Source organism: Glutamicibacter sp. TV12E (genome assembly GCF_052441935.1).
Lineage (GTDB): Bacteria > Actinomycetota > Actinomycetes > Actinomycetales > Micrococcaceae > Glutamicibacter.
The window spans coordinates 1,334,889-1,352,115 of sequence record NZ_JBQVVF010000001.1; the positions used below are offsets into that span (position 1 = coordinate 1,334,889).

At 61.5% G+C, this 17,227-nt stretch carries 14 protein-coding genes; 12 read left to right on the forward strand and 2 right to left on the reverse strand.

Features of this window, described 5'->3' with window-relative positions; all coding sequences use genetic code 11:
* Positions 1-86: 86 nt before the first annotated feature.
* The 5 genes from ACT7DV_RS06255 to ACT7DV_RS06275 all read left to right on the forward strand — a co-directional run bounded on the left by ACT7DV_RS06255 (position 87) and on the right by ACT7DV_RS06275 (position 5,557).
* The gene (locus ACT7DV_RS06255; RefSeq protein ID WP_444661374.1) at positions 87-1,295 is read left to right on the forward strand and encodes a Gfo/Idh/MocA family protein; all 1,209 of its coding nucleotides are present in this window, start codon (positions 87-89) and stop codon (positions 1,293-1,295) included.
* 5 nt (positions 1,296-1,300) lie between these two features.
* Positions 1,301-2,323, forward strand: a complete 1,023-nt coding sequence (locus ACT7DV_RS06260; RefSeq protein WP_444661375.1) for a LacI family DNA-binding transcriptional regulator — start codon at positions 1,301-1,303, stop codon at positions 2,321-2,323.
* A 198-nt stretch (positions 2,324-2,521) separates the two neighbouring features.
* Positions 2,522-3,517 (forward strand): substrate-binding domain-containing protein, encoded by a 996-nt coding sequence (locus ACT7DV_RS06265; RefSeq protein ID WP_444661376.1) that lies wholly within the window; start codon positions 2,522-2,524, stop codon positions 3,515-3,517.
* A gap of 72 nt (positions 3,518-3,589) precedes the next feature.
* The gene (locus tag ACT7DV_RS06270; RefSeq protein ID WP_444661377.1) at positions 3,590-4,654 is read left to right on the forward strand and encodes an ABC transporter permease; all 1,065 of its coding nucleotides are present in this window, start codon (positions 3,590-3,592) and stop codon (positions 4,652-4,654) included.
* An 18-nt stretch (positions 4,655-4,672) separates the two neighbouring features.
* The gene (locus ACT7DV_RS06275) at positions 4,673-5,557 is read left to right on the forward strand and encodes an ATP-binding cassette domain-containing protein (RefSeq protein WP_444661378.1); all 885 of its coding nucleotides are present in this window, start codon (positions 4,673-4,675) and stop codon (positions 5,555-5,557) included.
* A gap of 82 nt (positions 5,558-5,639) precedes the next feature.
* Here ACT7DV_RS06275 and ACT7DV_RS06280 read toward each other — a convergent pair whose 3' ends face one another.
* Both ACT7DV_RS06280 and ACT7DV_RS06285 read right to left on the reverse strand, forming a co-directional pair.
* Positions 5,640-6,641 carry a Gfo/Idh/MocA family protein gene (locus tag ACT7DV_RS06280; protein WP_444661379.1) on the reverse strand — a complete coding sequence of 334 codons (1,002 nt, stop codon included), beginning with the start codon at positions 6,639-6,641 and terminating at the stop codon, positions 5,640-5,642.
* Positions 6,642-6,670: 29 nt separating this feature from the next.
* Positions 6,671-7,555, reverse strand: coding sequence for a sugar phosphate isomerase/epimerase family protein (locus tag ACT7DV_RS06285; protein WP_444661380.1), 885 nt, complete (start codon positions 7,553-7,555; stop codon positions 6,671-6,673).
* 308 nt (positions 7,556-7,863) lie between these two features.
* On the opposite strand from ACT7DV_RS06285, the gene ACT7DV_RS06290 reads away from it, so the two are divergent.
* From ACT7DV_RS06290 to mmsB, 7 genes are all read left to right on the forward strand, one after another.
* On the forward strand, positions 7,864-8,925 hold the full coding sequence (locus ACT7DV_RS06290; RefSeq protein ID WP_444661381.1) for a LacI family DNA-binding transcriptional regulator: 1,062 nt from the start codon (positions 7,864-7,866) through the stop codon (positions 8,923-8,925).
* 160 nt (positions 8,926-9,085) lie between these two features.
* Positions 9,086-10,699, forward strand: a complete 1,614-nt coding sequence (locus ACT7DV_RS06295) for a xylulokinase (protein WP_444661382.1) — start codon at positions 9,086-9,088, stop codon at positions 10,697-10,699.
* A 72-nt stretch (positions 10,700-10,771) separates the two neighbouring features.
* Entirely contained in the window at positions 10,772-11,449 is a 678-nt protein-coding gene (locus ACT7DV_RS06300; protein WP_444664786.1) for an L-ribulose-5-phosphate 4-epimerase, read from the forward strand.
* 7 nt (positions 11,450-11,456) lie between these two features.
* Entirely contained in the window at positions 11,457-12,968 is a 1,512-nt protein-coding gene (gene araA, locus ACT7DV_RS06305) for an L-arabinose isomerase (RefSeq protein ID WP_444661383.1), read from the forward strand.
* Between the two features lie 184 nt (positions 12,969-13,152).
* Positions 13,153-14,322 (forward strand): multiple monosaccharide ABC transporter substrate-binding protein, encoded by a 1,170-nt coding sequence (gene chvE / locus ACT7DV_RS06310; protein WP_444661384.1) that lies wholly within the window; start codon positions 13,153-13,155, stop codon positions 14,320-14,322.
* Between the two features lie 90 nt (positions 14,323-14,412).
* Positions 14,413-15,951: a multiple monosaccharide ABC transporter ATP-binding protein gene (gene mmsA, locus ACT7DV_RS06315; RefSeq protein WP_444661385.1), complete on the forward strand. Its 1,539-nt coding sequence runs from the start codon at positions 14,413-14,415 to the stop codon at positions 15,949-15,951.
* Complete coding sequence (gene mmsB, locus ACT7DV_RS06320) at positions 15,948-17,129, forward strand: multiple monosaccharide ABC transporter permease (protein ID WP_444661386.1); 1,182 nt, start codon at positions 15,948-15,950, stop codon at positions 17,127-17,129. Before mmsA ends, mmsB begins: the two co-directional genes overlap by 4 nt.
* Positions 17,130-17,227 lie beyond the last annotated feature (98 nt).

Sequence of the window (17,227 nt, forward strand, 5' to 3'; positions counted from 1 at the left end):
GGGTTTTTTGGAACGGTCCAACAATTGGGGATCCGGAGAGCCGAGAAGGGCACGCGGCCCGCATCGCCGCAGACAGGGAGAGCATCATGAATCAACAGCGCACCGTTGGAGTTGGGCTGATTTCAGTGGGATGGATGGGCAAGCTGCATGCCCGCGCGTATAGTTCCGTGCCCTACGTTTATCCGGAGCTGGGAATCAAGCCGCGACTGGTTGTCGCCGCGGACACCGAGCAGTCCCGGGTGGACTACGCGATTTCCACCCTGGGCTTTGAACGCGGAACCCTGGACTACCATGAAGTCCTTGCGGATCCCGAGGTTGATGTCGTCTCCATCTGCGCGCCCAACTTCCTGCACGCCGAGATGGCGATTGCCGCGGCTGAAGCCGGAAAGCACTTCTGGATCGAAAAGCCTGCCGGCCGCAGCCTGGCAGAAACGCAGTCCATCGAGCGGGCCGTGGCCTGCAATGGGGTCGAGACCTCTGTCGGATTCAACTACCGCCATGCGCCGGCCATAGAACGAGCTCGACAACTGGTTGGCGATGGCCGGTTGGGAGAAATCACCAACGTGCGTGCCAGTTTTCTTGCTGGCTATGCCGCTGATCCGCGGGCAGCTCTGTCCTGGCGCTTCAACCGGGAACTCGCGGGCAGCGGCGTGCTTGCCGACCTGTTCAGCCATGCCGTAGACCTCTGCAGCCACGTGGTGGGTCCCATCCAGAGTGTCTGTGCTGCAACCAATGTCATGATTCCCGCCAGGCCCAAGCTGTCCATGGGCCAGGGAACGCATTTTGATCTGATTGAGGGTGGCGAAATGGGCGAGGTGGAAAACGAGGACTACGCTGCGGCGCTGGTTCGGTTCAGCCCAAGGGGCCTCGCCCAGCGCGCCATCGGAACCATCGAGGCTTCGCGTGTAGCCATCGGCCCGCAATGCGGCTATCGCTTGGAAATCTATGGCACCGAAGGCTCGGTCAAGTGGGATTACGAGCGCCTGAACGAACTCGAAGTAGTCCTTGGCCGGAATAACGAAGAACAAGGGTTCACCACGGTGATTGGCTCACCAAGGCATGGGGAGTACTCGCGCTTCCAGCCCGGGCCGGGCAATGCCATGGGTTTCGACGACCTTAAAATCATCGAAGCCAAAAAATTCCTGCTGGCCGTTTGCGGGGGCGAGAAAACCAACTCCACCATCGCTGACGCGGTGGCCGCTGCCGCCCTCGTCGAAGCCGCCGAAAAATCCGCGGCCACCGGAGACTGGCAGCAAACAGGCAAGCCAACCCAGGGCCAGAAGATGCAATACTGACTGCCATGTTGCCGATGCCAAATCGCCGCCCCACTATCCGCGATGTAGCCAAGCACGCGGGGGTCTCCAAGTCCCTCGTTTCCTTGGTGCTCTCGGATCCCGGCAAGGTCAGTTCGCTGCGGCGTTCGCGGGTCGAGGATTCAATCCGAGAGCTCGGCTACCAGCCCAACTTGGCGGCCCGATCCTTGGTGGCGGAGAACCGCCACGCGATTGGCGTGGTCTTGGGCGAACTGCACAATCCGTGGGTGCTCGAAGTTGCCGAGGTGGTGCGCGAGCAGCTGCAAGCGGCAGGGTTCGACGTGCTGTTCAGTGCCGCGGCCATCCATGATGGACAGGGCATCGGCACGGCGGAGCTGCAAGCCCTGCGTGATCTGCGGGTCAGCGGGATCCTGGTCGTGGGCTCAGCTGATGACGCGGCCAGCTTTGAATCTGCGCTGGGTGAGACCCCCGCGGTATTCGTTGGCAGCGGGCGTGAGCCGCAAGCGAATACCGCAGTAGCGTCCATTGATGACGAGCAGGGGTTTGGTTTGGTGATCGACCATCTGGTCAGTGGCGGCAATGCGCAAATTACCCATATATCAGGTGGTTCTGGTCCAGTGGCCGCACTGCGTGAAGCCGCTTATCACCGGGCCATGCAGCGGCACGGCCTGCGCGAGCAGGTGCAGGTGGTGGAAGCTGGCCCAAGCCTTCAAGCCGGATATGAGGCCGTGGCTCAGTTGCTGGCATCCGGTAAGCGGCCACAAGCGCTGGCCTGCTTCAACGACCTGTGCGCCTTCGGAGCGATGCAGGCCCTGGACGAGGTCGGGGCCAGCGCTGCGGTGACGGGTTACGACAATATTTCCTTGTCATCTTTGGGGAGGATCTCGTTGACCAGTGTCGACTCTGATTCCCAGGATCTGGGCCGCGGAAGCGCGCGGCTCCTGCTTCATTTAATGCGCAACCCAGAAGGAAAATTCGCACGTCAAATAAAGATTTTGCCACGGCTCATCGTGCGCGCATCATCCGAAGTGCCCCCGCGATCCCTATGAGGGTTCGGTGGATCTTCCACCTATTGCGAGAATCCGACTCCTCGTCTTCACATCCTTATGTCTTTACAAAGTCTTGACGGATTGCCTTCCGTGACGCACACTTTAGACATCTTGTGATTCAGGTCACGATAACTAGATCATTCGGCTCGCTCCTGGGGAGTATCGGGGTGTGCCGGCGGATTCCTGAAGGGGAAAATAATGGGAAAGCCAACTTGGCGCAAACTCGCAATAACACTGGCCATCGTCCCGGCTCTGGGCTTGGCGGCCTGCTCGTCCACTGGAGGGCGGGCACCAGAACCTGAGGCCAACGGTGGCGGTGGCTCCGTAGCAACCACCGAACGCATCAAAGTTGCAGTCATCACCCACGCCGCACCCGGCGATACTTTCTGGGACATTATCCGCAAGGGAGCCGAAGAGGCAGCTGCCAAGGACAATGTTGAACTTCAGTACCTCAGCGACCCCGATGGCGGACGCCAGTCCCAGCTCATCGAGCAGGCGATTGACCAGGGAGTAGACGGCATTGCAGTAACCCTGGCCAAGCCGGATGCCATGAAGGGCGCGCTGAAAAAGGCCACCGACGCCGGGATCCCCATCGTCAGCCTGAATGCCGGTGAAGACCGGTTCAAAGACCTAGGCGTCTTCGCCCACTTCGGATCCAATGAGCAGCTCGCCGGCGAAGCGGCCGGTGAAAAGCTCAAGGAAGCCGGTCTCAAGAAGCCTATCTGCGTGATCCAGGAACAAGGACACGTTGGCCTTGAAGCCCGCTGCGCCGGTGTGAAGAAGGTCGTCCCAGACACCGAGGTGCTCTACGTCCAAGGCACCGATATGACGCAGGTTGAATCCACTGCCACGGCCAAGCTCCAATCCGACAAGCAGGCTGATGCCATCATCGGCTTGGGCGCTCCTTTCACCATGACCCTGCTCAAAGCCAAGGCGACGGCCAATTCGAAGGTTGAAGTCGCATCCTTCGACATGAACGCCCAGCTTGTCCAGGAAATCACCAAGGGCAACGTGCTGTTCACCGTGGACCAGCAGCCATGGTTGCAGGGCTACATGGCGGTTGATGCCCTGTGGCAGAACTACCGTGGCGGATTCACTATTGGCGGCGGACAGGCAACGTTGACCGGCCCTGCCATTGTCGATAAGGCCGTGGCAGAGAAAATCACCAGTTTCGCCGAAGAAGGCGTCCGCTAGCCACGTCCCCAGCGCGTGTCCTGCAGGTTGCTGCAACCTGCAGGCACGCATTTTGGACACGGAGGAAAACTCATGTCATCACTAACAGCCTCACCCTCGCAAAAGAAAAGCGCCGCTGAACAAGACGAGCGAGTCGGCAAGAAAAGCACGCTGTCCATTCTCCTTGGCCGCCCAGAGATCGGCGCCCTTGTAGGCGCCGTGGCACTGTTCGTCTTCTTTGCCATCGTCGCCCCGGTCTTCTTGTCCCCGGCCTCCCTGGCCACTGTTCTGTATGGCGCGTCAACCATCGGAATCATGGCAGTGGGCGTGTCATTGCTGATGATCGGTGGCGAATTCGACCTGTCCACTGGTGTCGCGGTGATCTCCTCGGCCCTGAGCGCCTCGCTGATTTCCTGGTATTTTGGCATGAATGTCTGGGTCGGTGTTGTCTTGGCGTTGCTCGTTTCGTTGCTGATCGGATTCATCAACGGAATCATCTTGATCAAGACCAAGTTGCCATCCTTCATCGTGACTCTGGCCAGCTTCCTGATGCTTACCGGTCTGAACTTGGGCCTGACCCGAGCCATTGGCGGCTCGGTCTCCTCGCCTTCCATTGCGGACATGGACGGTTTCCAGAGTGCCAAGGCAGTCTTCGCTTCGTCGGTGAATATTGCCGGAATCGATGTGAAGGTGACTGTCTTTATCTGGATCGCCCTGGTTATCGTGGCCTCGTGGATCTTGCTCCGCACCAAAGTCGGGAACTGGATCTTCGCCATCGGCGGCGATGAAAAGGCCGCTCGTGCCGTCGGTGTTCCGGTAGTTCGCACCAAGATTGGCCTGTTCATGGCCGTCGGCTTCTGCGGCTGGGTCTTGGGCATGCACAACCTGTTCGCCTTCGACGCAGTGCAGTCAGGTGAAGGAATCGGCAACGAATTCCTCTACATTATTGCCGCGGTGATCGGCGGCTGCCTGCTCACCGGTGGCTATGGTTCAGCCATCGGTGGCGCCATCGGCGCCTTCATCTTCGGCATGGCCAATAAGGGCATCGTCTACGCCGATTGGAACCCGGACTGGTTCAAGTTCTTCCTGGGCCTGATGCTGCTGCTGGCCACGGTTGTGAACATCGTGGTGAAAAAGCGCGCGGAATCCAGCAAGTAGGAAGCCAAGGACATGATCATGAAAAATCGACAGAACAAGAAGGCCGAAGAGCTGCTCGAAAAGCTGGAGCCCAAAACCAGCGACAACCTGCTGACACTCAAGGGCGTCGGCAAGCACTATGGCAGCATCATCGCCCTGCGAGGTGTGGACATGGTGGTTGACCCGGGCAAGGTGACCTGCGTGCTCGGCGACAACGGCGCCGGAAAGTCCACGCTGATCAAGATCATCGCCGGACTGCACCAGCATGACGAGGGCGAGTTCAACCTGCATGGCTCTGCCATCAAGCTCAAGAGCCCGCGCGTCGCACTGGATGCCGGCATCGCCGCGGTATACCAGGATCTAGCTGTTGTTCCGCTGATGCCGATCTGGCGCAACTTCTTCCTTGGCTCGGAGCTCACCACCGGTGCAGGTCCATTCAAGAAGCTTGATGTGCAGAAGATGAAGGACATCACCAAGCAGGAGCTCTCCGACATGGGGATCGACCTGCGCGACGTGGAACAGCCGATCGGCCAGCTCTCAGGTGGTGAACGCCAGTGTGTTGCCATCGCCCGTGCAGTGTATTTCGGGGCCAAGGTCTTGATCCTCGATGAGCCAACGGCCGCCTTGGGCGTCAAGCAGTCGGGTGTGGTGCTCCGCTACATCCTGCAGGCGCGCGACCGCGGGCTGGGCGTCATCTTCATTACGCACAACCCCCACCACGCATATCCGGTGGGCGACTCGTTCCTGCTGCTCAAGCGCGGACGCTCCATTGGGTACTACTCCAAGTCGGAAATCACCGTCGAAGAGCTGACCGCCCAGATGGCCGGTGGCGCCGAATTGGCCGAGCTGGCTCACGAGCTCGAACAACTTGGCGGGCACGCCGAGGAACTGGCTGAAGCCGAGGCAGGCGCAGCCCCCAACTAGCAGCCTGAGGCAATCAATGCCCAAATGGCCCGGTCCCTTTCACCATGCTGAAAGGGACCGGGCCATTTGGCTGCTGCGGCACCTATAGCGAGTAGTCGATCATTTCGCTGCGTCCCGAAGCTGCGGAACGAACCGCCGCCTGGGCGATGGCCTGGGACTTGAGGCCTTCGCGAAGAGTAATGGGCACTTCGCGATCGTCCTCCAGGGCCTGGACAAAGGCGCCCAGGCTCGCAGCGTACGTTGGCTGGACCCTGTCGAACCAGTTTCCGTGCAGGCCGTGGGACTGCGCTTGCTGTCCTTGGAACAGGGCGACGTGGCCCGAACGCTGCCGCTCGGATTCTGCCATGCCCGCCGACCCCAGTGCCTCGATGCGTTCGTCGTAGCCGTAATTGGTGTGGCGCACGCAATCGATTTGCGCCAGCGCCCCATCGGGAAAGAGCAGCGAGCTGATCGAAGTATCCACGTCCCCGAAATCGGCGATCTCAGGAGCGGCCAAGGCCGAGCCGAAGGCATGGATCTTCACCGGATCCTGCCCGGTTATCCAGCGGGCCAAATCATAAAAATGGACCGCCTGGTCGCGGAATTGGCCGCCGGAGCTTTTCAGATAGTCGAGCGGTGGCAATGCTGGCCCGCGCGAGGTGAGCTGGAGTAGCGCGACATCTCCGATTCTTCCGGTGTGCACGAGCTCTTTCAGCTCTGCGTGGGCGCGATCGAAGCGCCGATTGAAATTCACCATGGCCTTGATTCCAGCGCGTTCCACGTAGGCCACCGTTGATTTTGCGGTTTCCAGGTCCAGATCGATTGGCTTTTCAACCAGTGCTGCCAGGCCTGCATCGGCGGCATGCCGTAGGTTCTGCGCGTGGGAATCGGTGGATGAGGCGATGAAAACCGCATCAAGGTCATTGTTCCCGAAGATCTGTTCAAGGGATGCTGCCGCGTTGGCGCCATGCTGTTGGGCCAGCGTGGTGGCGCGCTGGAAGTCGATGTCGTAGACCAGTTTGAAGTCAACGTCTGGGTGCGAAGCCAGATTGCGGGCGTGCACTGAGCCAATGAAGCCAGCGCCGATCAAGGCAAATTTTTGCATTTTTGGGATCCGTAAGAAGTAGTTGGCAGCTAGGAAACCATGATGTCCAGAAGGTTGCGCACGGTGCTGGCAACCTTGTGGAAGTCGTGTTCGTTGGCGCGGTCGGAGAACATCTCGGACACCCACCATCCGTCGTAGCCGGTGGATTTGATGGCATCCACCCACTGCTGCAGTGGAATGGCGCCACCGCCGATCACAACATTGCGGTGCACGTCTTGAGCGGGAACTTCGTTTCCACGGTCCAGATCCAGGCCGTCGGAAATATGCGCGGCCTTGATGAGTTCCTTTGGCAGCGCGGCGACCTCTTCCAAGGTGTCGCCGACAGTCCAGAAATGCCAGGTGTCCAAGGCGATGCCGACGTTCTCGCGGCCGCAGCGTTCAATGATTTCCAAGGCCTGGCGGCAACGGTTGATGTTGGACCATGCCAGTGGTTCCAGGTAGATCTCCAGCCCGTGCTCAGCGGCGATATCGGCTGCGGCGCCGACATTGTCTGCCGCAACGGCAATCGCCTGCGACTCTGGAAGACCAAGGGTGCCGCGGTACCGGCCGTCGGAATCTGTAAGTCGGCCGGCCTTGAAATCCTTGACCACGTTCCAGTCCACTGGCCCGGTGCACATTTGAAGGATCGGCGCGCCGACCACTGTGGCGATTTCGGCCATTCGCTGGACTTCGCGGAGCATCTGGTCGCGTGCTGTGCCCCGGCGTTCGAGGTCGAGGACCGCGCCGATTCCTGTGACTTCAAGCCCGGTGAGCATTTCTGGAAGTGTGTGCACCGAGTAGCCCGCGTCAAGATAGCGATAGAGTTTCGGGCTTTGCAGTTCGATGCCGCCGAATCCTGCCGACCGGGCAGCTGCAATGTCGGTTGCCACGTTTCCGTAGAAACTCGTAGTGACATTCATGGAGAGTTTTGCCATGGGTCCTCTTTGGCTTTGGCAGGGATGGAATATAGTTCATATGTACAGTTGTCAGTACAAATGCGCTTTCAAAATCATATGCCCTTGGAAGCCCTGAAAGTAAGACCGTTCGGCGACTTATTCGCTATTTTTTCAGTGCCATCCAGATGGCCGGTCTGCGAGTCGAGAACACCCTTATTCCTCTGACGTTATCCAGCGAACTGGGCTGAAGGTCAGAGATATGCCTTTGATCGAATATGGCAATCTAGCCTGCAAAATGGCCCAGATATGCGAGCGCGACAGTGGTCATGCCGACGGTGTTTGCAATAATGACCGTTGTGAACATTGCTCAGCCCGGTGAAGGGCGCCCAGGAAACCGGCCCCCGTCGATGGCGGATGTGGCGGCCATGGCAGGGGTGTCCCATCAGACGGTCTCCCGCGTGCTCAACGACCATCCAAATGTCCGGGAGGGAACCCGCGATCAGGTGCTGGAAGCCATACGCCAGCTTGGTTATCGCCGCAATCGAGCTGCGCGCGCACTGGCCACATCGCATTCCAGCACTATTGGCATTCTGACGATTGGCAGCGAATTTTTCGGACCGCAGTCCACCGTGCTGGCTATCGAGGCCGCTGCCCGTGCGCAGGGCTACTTCGTTACTGTTACCGCGTTGGATCGATACGACGCGCATAGCGCGAGCGAAGCCCTCAGCCACCTGGTGGATCAGGGGGTTGATGGCGTGGTGATGGTTGCGCCCTTCGAAAAGGTGATCGATGCCCTCGATGACGCTGCCCTGACGATTCCAGTAGTGGTCGTGGCCGCTCGCACCAAGGTGCCCGACGCGGATCCAGCGCATTACGTATACATCGACCAGCGTGAAGGTGCGCGGTTGGCCACTGGCCATCTTCTGGCCTTGGGGCACCGCAAGATCGCCCACGTCTCCGGACCAACCGGTTGGTTCGATGCCACCGAACGCCAAATTGGCTGGCGGGAAAAAATGCTGGAAGCGAAGGCGCCGATTATCGAGGTGCCAGCCGAATCCTGGCAGGCCCAGAGCGGCTACGAGACAGGCCAGCGCCTGGTTGACTCGATACGCGCCGGCGAGGTTACGGCAGTATTTGCAGCGAATGACTACCTCGCCACCGGTGTCTTGCGTGCTTTCTGGGAAGCCGGGCTTCAGGTGCCCAGCGACGTTTCGGTCATTGGTTTTGACGACCTGCAAATCTCCAATTTCCTGATTCCTTCCCTGACCACGGTTCGCCAGCCTTTCCGCGATGTCGGCCATGCTGCGCTGACGGAATTGCTGGAAGGATCGACGGCTGACAAGGGCCCGAAGGTGATTGCGCCAACCCTGGTAATCAGGGCGAGTACCGCACCGCCGAACTCCCGCTAGGCAGGCGCGCCAGCCCCCGGGGCCTGGACCCGGTGTTGCGCATCACAAATTGTTAGCGCTAACATTGCATCGAGGTTCTATTCTGCCCGCGCTTTTTCGCGAGTGGAGCAGGTAACGATGGCTATGGCGCTGCTCACCGAGCTGTGCGAACGGAGATTTCATGGCAACACAGCTCAACGGGCCGGCCGCCCGCGAGATCATCAGCAACGGCCATGCCGTGCTGGGCATCGAGTTCGGTTCAACGAATATCAAAGCCAGCCTGATCGGACCCGATCACCAGCAGCTTGCCAGCGGCAGCCATGCCTGGGAGAACCAGTACGAAAACAAGAATTGGACGTACTCCCGCGGAGCCATTGTCGCCGGCCTGCAGGACTGCGTGGCGCAGGTGCTGGCAGATGCCCAGGATCGCCACGGAGTGCGCCCAACGAAGCTAGGCGCCATCGGAATCTCGGCAATGATGCATGGCTACCTGGCCTTCGACGCCGAGGGAGAGCTGCTGGTCCCCTTCCGCACCTGGCGCAATACGTCCACGGCAGAAGCAGCGGCGCTGCTCAGCGGGGAACTGGACTTCAACATCCCGCAGCGCTGGTCCGTAGCGCACTACTTCCAAGCCCTGCTCAACGGCGAAGGGCATGTGTCGCGAGTTTCCCGCCTGAATACGCTGGCCGGATTCGTGCATGAACTTCTCAGCGGCAAATTCGTGCTTGGCGTGGGCGATGCCGCTGGAATGTTCCCCATTGATTCGGCCACCGGCAGCTACGATGCGCGGATGCTCTCCGCCTTTGACGCGGTCGCTGCCCAGCATGGCGCCACCGCCGGGCTTGGCTCATTGCTGCCCGAGGCGCTGCCCGCCGGCGCAGATGCCGGCACGCTCAACGAAGCCGGGGCCTTGCTCCTGGATCCCACCGGCCAGCTTCAGCCCGGCAGCCCGCTGTGCCCGCCGGAAGGGGATGCCGGAACCGGCATGGTTGCCACCAATTCGGTAGCCCAGCGCACTGGCAACATTTCCGCAGGAACCTCCATTTTTGCGATGGTGGTCCTCGACGCGCCGCTGAAGGAAGTGCACCACGAAATCGACGTTGTCACCACGCCCGATGGCCATCCGGTAGCCATGGTCCACTGCAATAACGGTGCCAGCGAGTTTGCCGCCTGGGCCCAGGTCTTCGGGCAGTTCGCCCAGGCGCTGGGCAGCGAGGCCGACGACAATGCGGTCTTCGAGACCCTGTTGCGCTCGGCCTTGGAAGGCGCGGCCGACGGCGGCGGATTGCTGGCCTACAACAACCTCTCCGGGGAACCGGTGGCGAATTTGGCCGAAGGACGCCCAGCGATCCTGCGCACTCCCGGCTCCAGCCTGGATCTGCCCAACCTCATGCGAGTGCAGGTTTATGCCATGTTCGCCACCCTGAGCCTCGGGCTCCGGGTGCTGGCCGCCGAAGGTGTTGAGGTCAAGCAGATGTTTGCCCATGGCGGCATCTTCCGCACCGCAGGGGTAGCCCAGCGGCTGCTGGCCGCGGCGATCAACACCCCCATCCTGGTCGGGGACAGCGCCGGACACGGGGGAGCGTGGGGCATCGCAGTCTTGGCGGCCTACCGTCAGCGGGTGCTCGAAGGCCTGCAGGCCGCGCTGCCCGAATTCCTGGACTCCGAGGTCTTCGCCGGTGCCGAACTGAGCCTGGCCGAGCCAGTGGAGGAGGACCGCGCTGGATTCGAGGCCTACCTGAAAACCTACGAAGCCGGCCTGGCCATCCAGCGCACCGCCATTACCGCCATCTAGGCACCACGCAGCTTTGGACGAAAAGAGATACCGATGAATCAACAACGAACCCTGGCGAGCTACCCGCAGTCGATGCGTGATGAGATCCAGCGGGTGCGCCAAGTTGTCGCCGACCTGCATGGGGAACTTCCGCGCTATGAACTGGTGGTCTGGACCGCCGGCAACGTCTCCCAGCGGGTGCGCCACCCCGAGGTGGCCGACGGCAGTGCCGACCTCTTCGTGATCAAGCCTTCCGGGGTCTCCTACGATGACCTGACCCCCGAATCCATGGTGGTTTGCACCCTCGATGGACAGCTGCTGGAAGGTGGGCACGCGCCATCCTCGGATACCGCTGCCCACGCCTACACCTACGAGCACATGCCAGAAGTTGGTGGCGTGGTCCACACCCACTCCACCTATGCCACCGCGTGGGCGGCCCGCGGAGAAGAAATTCCCTGCGTGCTGACCATGATGGCCGATGAGTTTGGCGGCCCCATCCCCGTTGGCCCCTTTGCGGTCATCGGCGATGACTCCATCGGGCGCGGAATCGTCTCCACGCTGCGCGACTCGCGCAGCCCCGCGGTGCTCATGGCCAGCCACGGCCCCTTCACCATCGGCAAAGATGCGCGTGCCGCCGTCAAGGCAGCGGTGATGTGCGAGGAAGTGGCCCGCACCGTGCATATCGCACAACAGCTCGGGGACCCGCAGCCAATCGACCCCGCAAAGATCGACTCGCTCTACGAGCGCTACCAGAACGTTTACGGACAGTAAGGACATCATGGCCAAGGCATATAACGACAAGGAAATCTGGTTCTTCACCGGAAGCCAGGACCTCTACGGCGAGGAGACCCTGCGCCAGGTGGCCCAGCAATCCACCGAGGTGGCGCAGGCATTGGACGCCTCCACCGAGGTCCCGGCAAGGATCGTGTGGAAGCCGGTGCTCAAGGACTCCGACTCCATCCGCCGCGCGATGCTCGAAGCGAATTCGGATGACAACGTCCTGGGCGTCATCACCTGGATGCACACCTTTAGCCCGGCCAAGATGTGGATCAACGGACTGAAGGCCCTGCAAAAGCCGCTGCTGCATCTGCACACCCAGGCCAACGTGGAACTGCCGTGGGATTCCATCGACTTCGATTTCATGAACCTGAACCAAGCCGCGCACGGCGACCGCGAATACGCCTACCTGGCTACCCGCTTGGGGGCATCGCGCACCACCGTGGTGGGCCACGTATCCAACCCGGCGGTAGCCCGCCGCGTGGGCACCTGGATCCGCGGGGCCGCCGGCTTCAACGCCGTGCAGAACCTGAACCTGGTCCGCTTCGGCGACAACATGCGCAATGTTGCCGTGACCGAGGGGGACAAGACCGAGGCCGAGATCCGCTTCGGCGTCTCGGTGAACACCTGGGCGGTCAATGACCTGGTCGAGGCGGTGGAAGCTGTTGCCGATGCCGATATCGACGCCCTGGTGGCCGAGTACGAGCGCGACTACGACGTCGTGGAAGAGCTGCGCGCTTCCGGCGCCCGCCACGAGTCGCTGCGCTACGCGGCCCGCCAGGAAATCGCGCTGGAAACCTTCCTGCGCGAGGCCAACGCCATGGCCTTCACCACCAATTTCGAGGATCTTGGAGGGCTGCGCCAGCTGCCAGGGCTGGCAGTGCAGCGCCTGATGGGCAAGGGCTACGGCTTTGGCGCGGAAGGCGACTGGAAGACCGCGGTGCTGGTGCGCGCGGCCAAGGTCATGGGCCAGGGGCTGCCAGGCGGCGCCTCCTTGATGGAGGACTACACCTATGACCTGAGCGAGGGCAAGGAGCTGATCCTCGGCGCGCACATGCTGGAGGTCTGCCCAACGCTCACCACCGCCAAGCCGCGCGTGGAAATCCACCCGCTGGGCATTGGCGGCCGCGAAGATCCGGTGCGCATGGTCTTCAATGCCGACGCCACCGAAGGCGCTGTCGTGGTGTCCATGGCCGATATGCGCGAGCGCTTCCGCCTGACCGCCAACGTGGTTGACGTGGTGGTCCCGCCGGCCGATCTGCCGAACTTGCCGGTAGCCCGCGCCGTGTGGAGCCCGCGCCCGAACTTCAACGTTTCAGCCGAGTCCTGGCTTGCTGCCGGCGGGGCGCACCACACGGTGATGTCCACCGCGGCGGGCATCGAAGCCTTTGAGATCTTCGCTGAAATCGCCGGGACCGAGCTGCTGGTCATCGATGAGGAAACCACTCGCCGGAACTTTGCCCAGCAGATTCGCGTGAACCAGAGCTACTACCGATTGGCTCAGGGTTTCTAGCTCACAGCCGTTAACAGGCGGTTTTTTGCGCTGGCGGAGCCCGTTGGCAGGGCCCAGCCAGCGCAATGAGTAAGGAATCTTAATTTATCTTCAATTAGGGGTGGCGCAACGGATGTTGTTAGCGCTAACATGGTGTGAGCCCCGTCTCACTCGCAGAGTGGGGCACATTTTCAAGGAGGAAAAGATGGCATGGAATAACTGGACCCGCAAGGCTGCGGCGACTGTTGGTTCCCTCGCGCTGGTTACCGCAATGGCAGCCTGTGGCGGCAGCGGCGCAGGTGGCGGTGCAGGCGCCGGCGACGGCGAATCAAAGGCACCGGAGGACATCCAGGTTGGCGTGGCAATGCCTACCGAAACCTCGGAACGCTGGATCGCTGATGGCGCTGCCGTCAAGAAGCAGCTGGAAGAAGTCGGCTACAGCGTCGACCTGCAGTTCGCGAACGATGACATCCCAACCCAGCAGCAGCAGATCGACCAGATGATCACCAAGGGCGACGACATCCTGGTGGTGGCCTCGATTGACGGCACCGCGCTGTCGACCCAGCTGCAGGCCGCGGCGGACGCCGGAATCCCGATCATCTCCTACGACCGCCTGATCAACGGCACCGAGAACGTCGACTTCTATGTCACCTTCGACAACTACAACGTCGGCGTGCAGCAGGCCACCTCGCTGCTGACCGGCCTTGGCTTGCTGGATGCGGATGGCAAGAAGACCGAGAAGAAGGGCCCGCTGAACATCGAGCTCTTCGCCGGTTCCATCGATGACAACAACGCGCACTTCTTCTGGAAGGGTGCCATGGATACGCTCAAGCCATTCCTGGATGACAAGACCCTCGTGGTGAAGTCCGGCCAGACCGACATCGAGCAGGCAGCCACCCTGCGCTGGAGCCAGGAAGAAGCCCAGTCGCGCATGGAAGACCTGATCACCGCCCACTATGCCGGCGGCAAGACCAAGATCGATGGCATCCTCTCGCCATTTGACGGCATCTCCCGCGGCGTGATCACCGCCCTGTCCAACGCCGGCTACGGCAAGTCGATGAAGGCAGGCCTGCCGGTTGTCACCGGACAGGACGCCGAAATCGCCTCGGTGAAGCTGATTGATGACGGGGTCCAGTACTCCACCATCTTCAAGGACACCCGCAAGCTGGCCACCCAGGCTGTTGAAGCCGTCAAGGCCTACGCCGGCGGCGGCGAGCCGGAAGCCAACGACACCGAGACCTACGACAACGGCAAGAAGGTCGTCCCATCCTTCCTGCTGGATTCGGACATCGTGGTCAAGGACAACATCAAGTCCCTGCTCGTTGACTCCGAGTACTACACGGCAGAAGAAGTAAAGGCCGGCCGCAGCAAGTAGCCTCCCGCACCCAGCGCCGGCCGCAGCATCACGATGTTGCGGCCGGCCGCGGGCAGGTCGCTCTCAGCACACACCAAGGACGTCTGCACTATGGACACCACCATCCTGCAAATGCAGGAGATCACCAAGACTTTCCCCGGGGTCAAGGCGCTGGACGGCGTCAACCTTTCGGTTCGCAAGGGCGAAATCCACGCCATCTGCGGCGAAAACGGCGCCGGCAAATCCACCCTCATGAAGGTGCTTTCCGGGGTCTACCCGCACGGCAGCTACGAGGGCCAGATCATTTTCGAAGGCGAGGAACTCAAAGCCTCGAATATCAAGGATTCCGAAGCCCAGGGCATCGTGATCATCCACCAGGAGCTGGCCTTGGTGCCCTACCTGTCGGTGGCCGAGAACATCTTCCTTGGCAATGAGACCGCCCGCAGCGGCTTCATCGACTGGAACGAAACCAACCACCGTGCCGCCGAACTGCTCTCCCGCGTCGGCCTGGATGAACTTCCGGTCACCCCGGTAGCACAGCTGGGCGTCGGCAAGCAGCAGCTGGTGGAAATCGCCAAGGCGCTGAGCAAGAACGTGAAGCTGCTGATCCTGGACGAACCCACCGCGGCCCTGAACGACGATGACTCCGAGCACCTGCTGAACCTGTTGCGCGGATTGCGCGAGCAGGGCATCACCTCGATCATCATTTCGCACAAGCTCGGTGAAATCGAGGACATCGCCAATACCACCACCATCATCCGCGATGGCCAGTCCATCGAAGCGCTGGATATGGCCGATCCGGCCTCCAACCAGAACCGCATCATCCGCGGCATGGTCGGCCGCGAGCTATCCTCGCGCTACCCGGAACGCGAGCCGAAGATCGGCGACGTGGTCTTCGAGGTGCGCGACTGGTCGGTGCAGCACCCGGTGCAGCAGGAGCGCACCGTGGTGGACCACGCCTCGCTGAACGTGCGCGCCGGAGAAATCGTCGGCATCGCCGGGCTCATGGGCGCCGGGCGCACCGAGCTGGCGATGAGCATCTTCGGCCACAGCTACGGCCGGAATATCACCGGCAGCGTGCTGATGGACGGCAAGGAAGTGGATACTTCTACCGTGGGCAAGGCCATCAAAGCCGGCATCGCCTACGTCTCCGAGGACCGCAAGAAGTTCGGGCTGAACCTCATCGAGGATATCCGAGTGAACACTACCGCGGCCGGTTTGGGGAAGATCTCCTCCAACGGGTTCGTCAACTCCAACCGAGAAATCCAGATCGCCGAGCACTACCGCAAGTCCATGCGCATCAAGACCCCCAACGTCATGGCCAAGGTCGGCAACCTCTCGGGTGGCAACCAGCAGAAAGTGGTGCTGGGCAAATGGCTGCACACCGCACCCGAGCTGCTGATCCTCGACGAGCCAACCCGCGGCATCGACGTCGGCGCCAAATACGAGATCTACACCATCATCAACGAGCTGGCCGCGGCCGGCAAGGCAGTGCTGGTGATCTCCTCCGAGCTGCCCGAGCTGCTGGGCATCTGCGACCGCATCTACACGCTGGCCTACGGCCGGCTGACCGGTGAACTGCCACGGCACGAAGCCAACCAGGAACGCCTCATGGAACTCATGACCATCGAGAAGGAAAGCACCCGATGACCATCACAAGCGAGCTGAAGGATATCTTCACCAAGAACCTGCGCACCTCGGGCATTTACATTGCCTTTGTGCTCATCGTGGTGCTGTTTGCCATCCTGACCAACGGGCTGCTGCTCAGCCCGACCAATATCACCAACATCGTCCTGCAGTACTCCTATGTTCTGGTGCTGGCCCTGGGCATGATCATCGTGATCGTCGCCGGCCACATCGATCTGTCCGTCGGCTCGCTGGTCGCCTTGACCGGCGCCGTGTCCGCGGTGCTGATCATCAAGCACGACATGCCATGGTGGGCCGGCATGCTTGCCGGCATCGCCGTCGGCGCGCTGTGCGGCCTGTGGCAGGGCTTCTGGGTGGCATATGTGGGCATCCCGGCCTTCATCGTGACCCTGGCAGGCATGCTGCTCTTCCGCGGCCTGACCTACGAAGTGCTGAACAACGTTTCGCTCTCGCCATTTCCTGGCGAATACGGCCAGATCGCCGGCGGTTTCCTCAACGGCCTGCTCGGCGGCTACGGTTTTGACACCTTCACCCTGGTGATCGGCGTCATCGCGGTGGCCGGACTGATCTACTCGCAGTGGCGCACCCGCCAGGGCCGTGTGAAGTACGGGCAGAGCGTCGAATCCCTGGCCATGTTCCTGGGCAAGAATGTCCTCTCGGCCATCATCATCCTCTGGTTCTTCTGGCAGATCGCCACCAGCCGCGGCATGCCGATCGTGCTGATCATCCTGGCCGTGCTGATCCTGGGCTACCACGTGCTGACCACCCGCACCGTTTTCGGCCGCCATGTCTACGCCATCGGCGGCAACCTGTCGGCAGCCAAGCTCTCGGGAGTGAACGTCAAGAAGATCAATCTGTGGATCTTCATCAACATGGGCCTGCTTTCGGGCATCGCCGGCGTGGTCTTCTCCTCGCGCTCCAACGGCGCCCAGCCCGGTGCCGGCAACATGTTCGAGCTGGATGCCATCGCGGCCTGCTTCATCGGCGGCGCCTCGACCACCGGTGGTGTTGGCCGGGTGACCGGAGCCATCGTTGGTGGCCTGGTCATGGCGGTGCTCTCCAACGGCATGCAGCTGATGGGAGTGGGCGCTTCCACCCAGCAGATCGTCAAGGGCATCGTGCTGCTGCTGGCAGTGGCCTTCGACATCTACAACAAGCGACGCGCAGGCGCCGGCAACTAGGCCGAGGCCCGCGCAGAGCATGGCTGGGCCCTTCCGCACCGGTGTGTGGGAGGGCCCAGCGTGTGCCACGAGCTCCAAAAACCGGACCAGCACAGAAA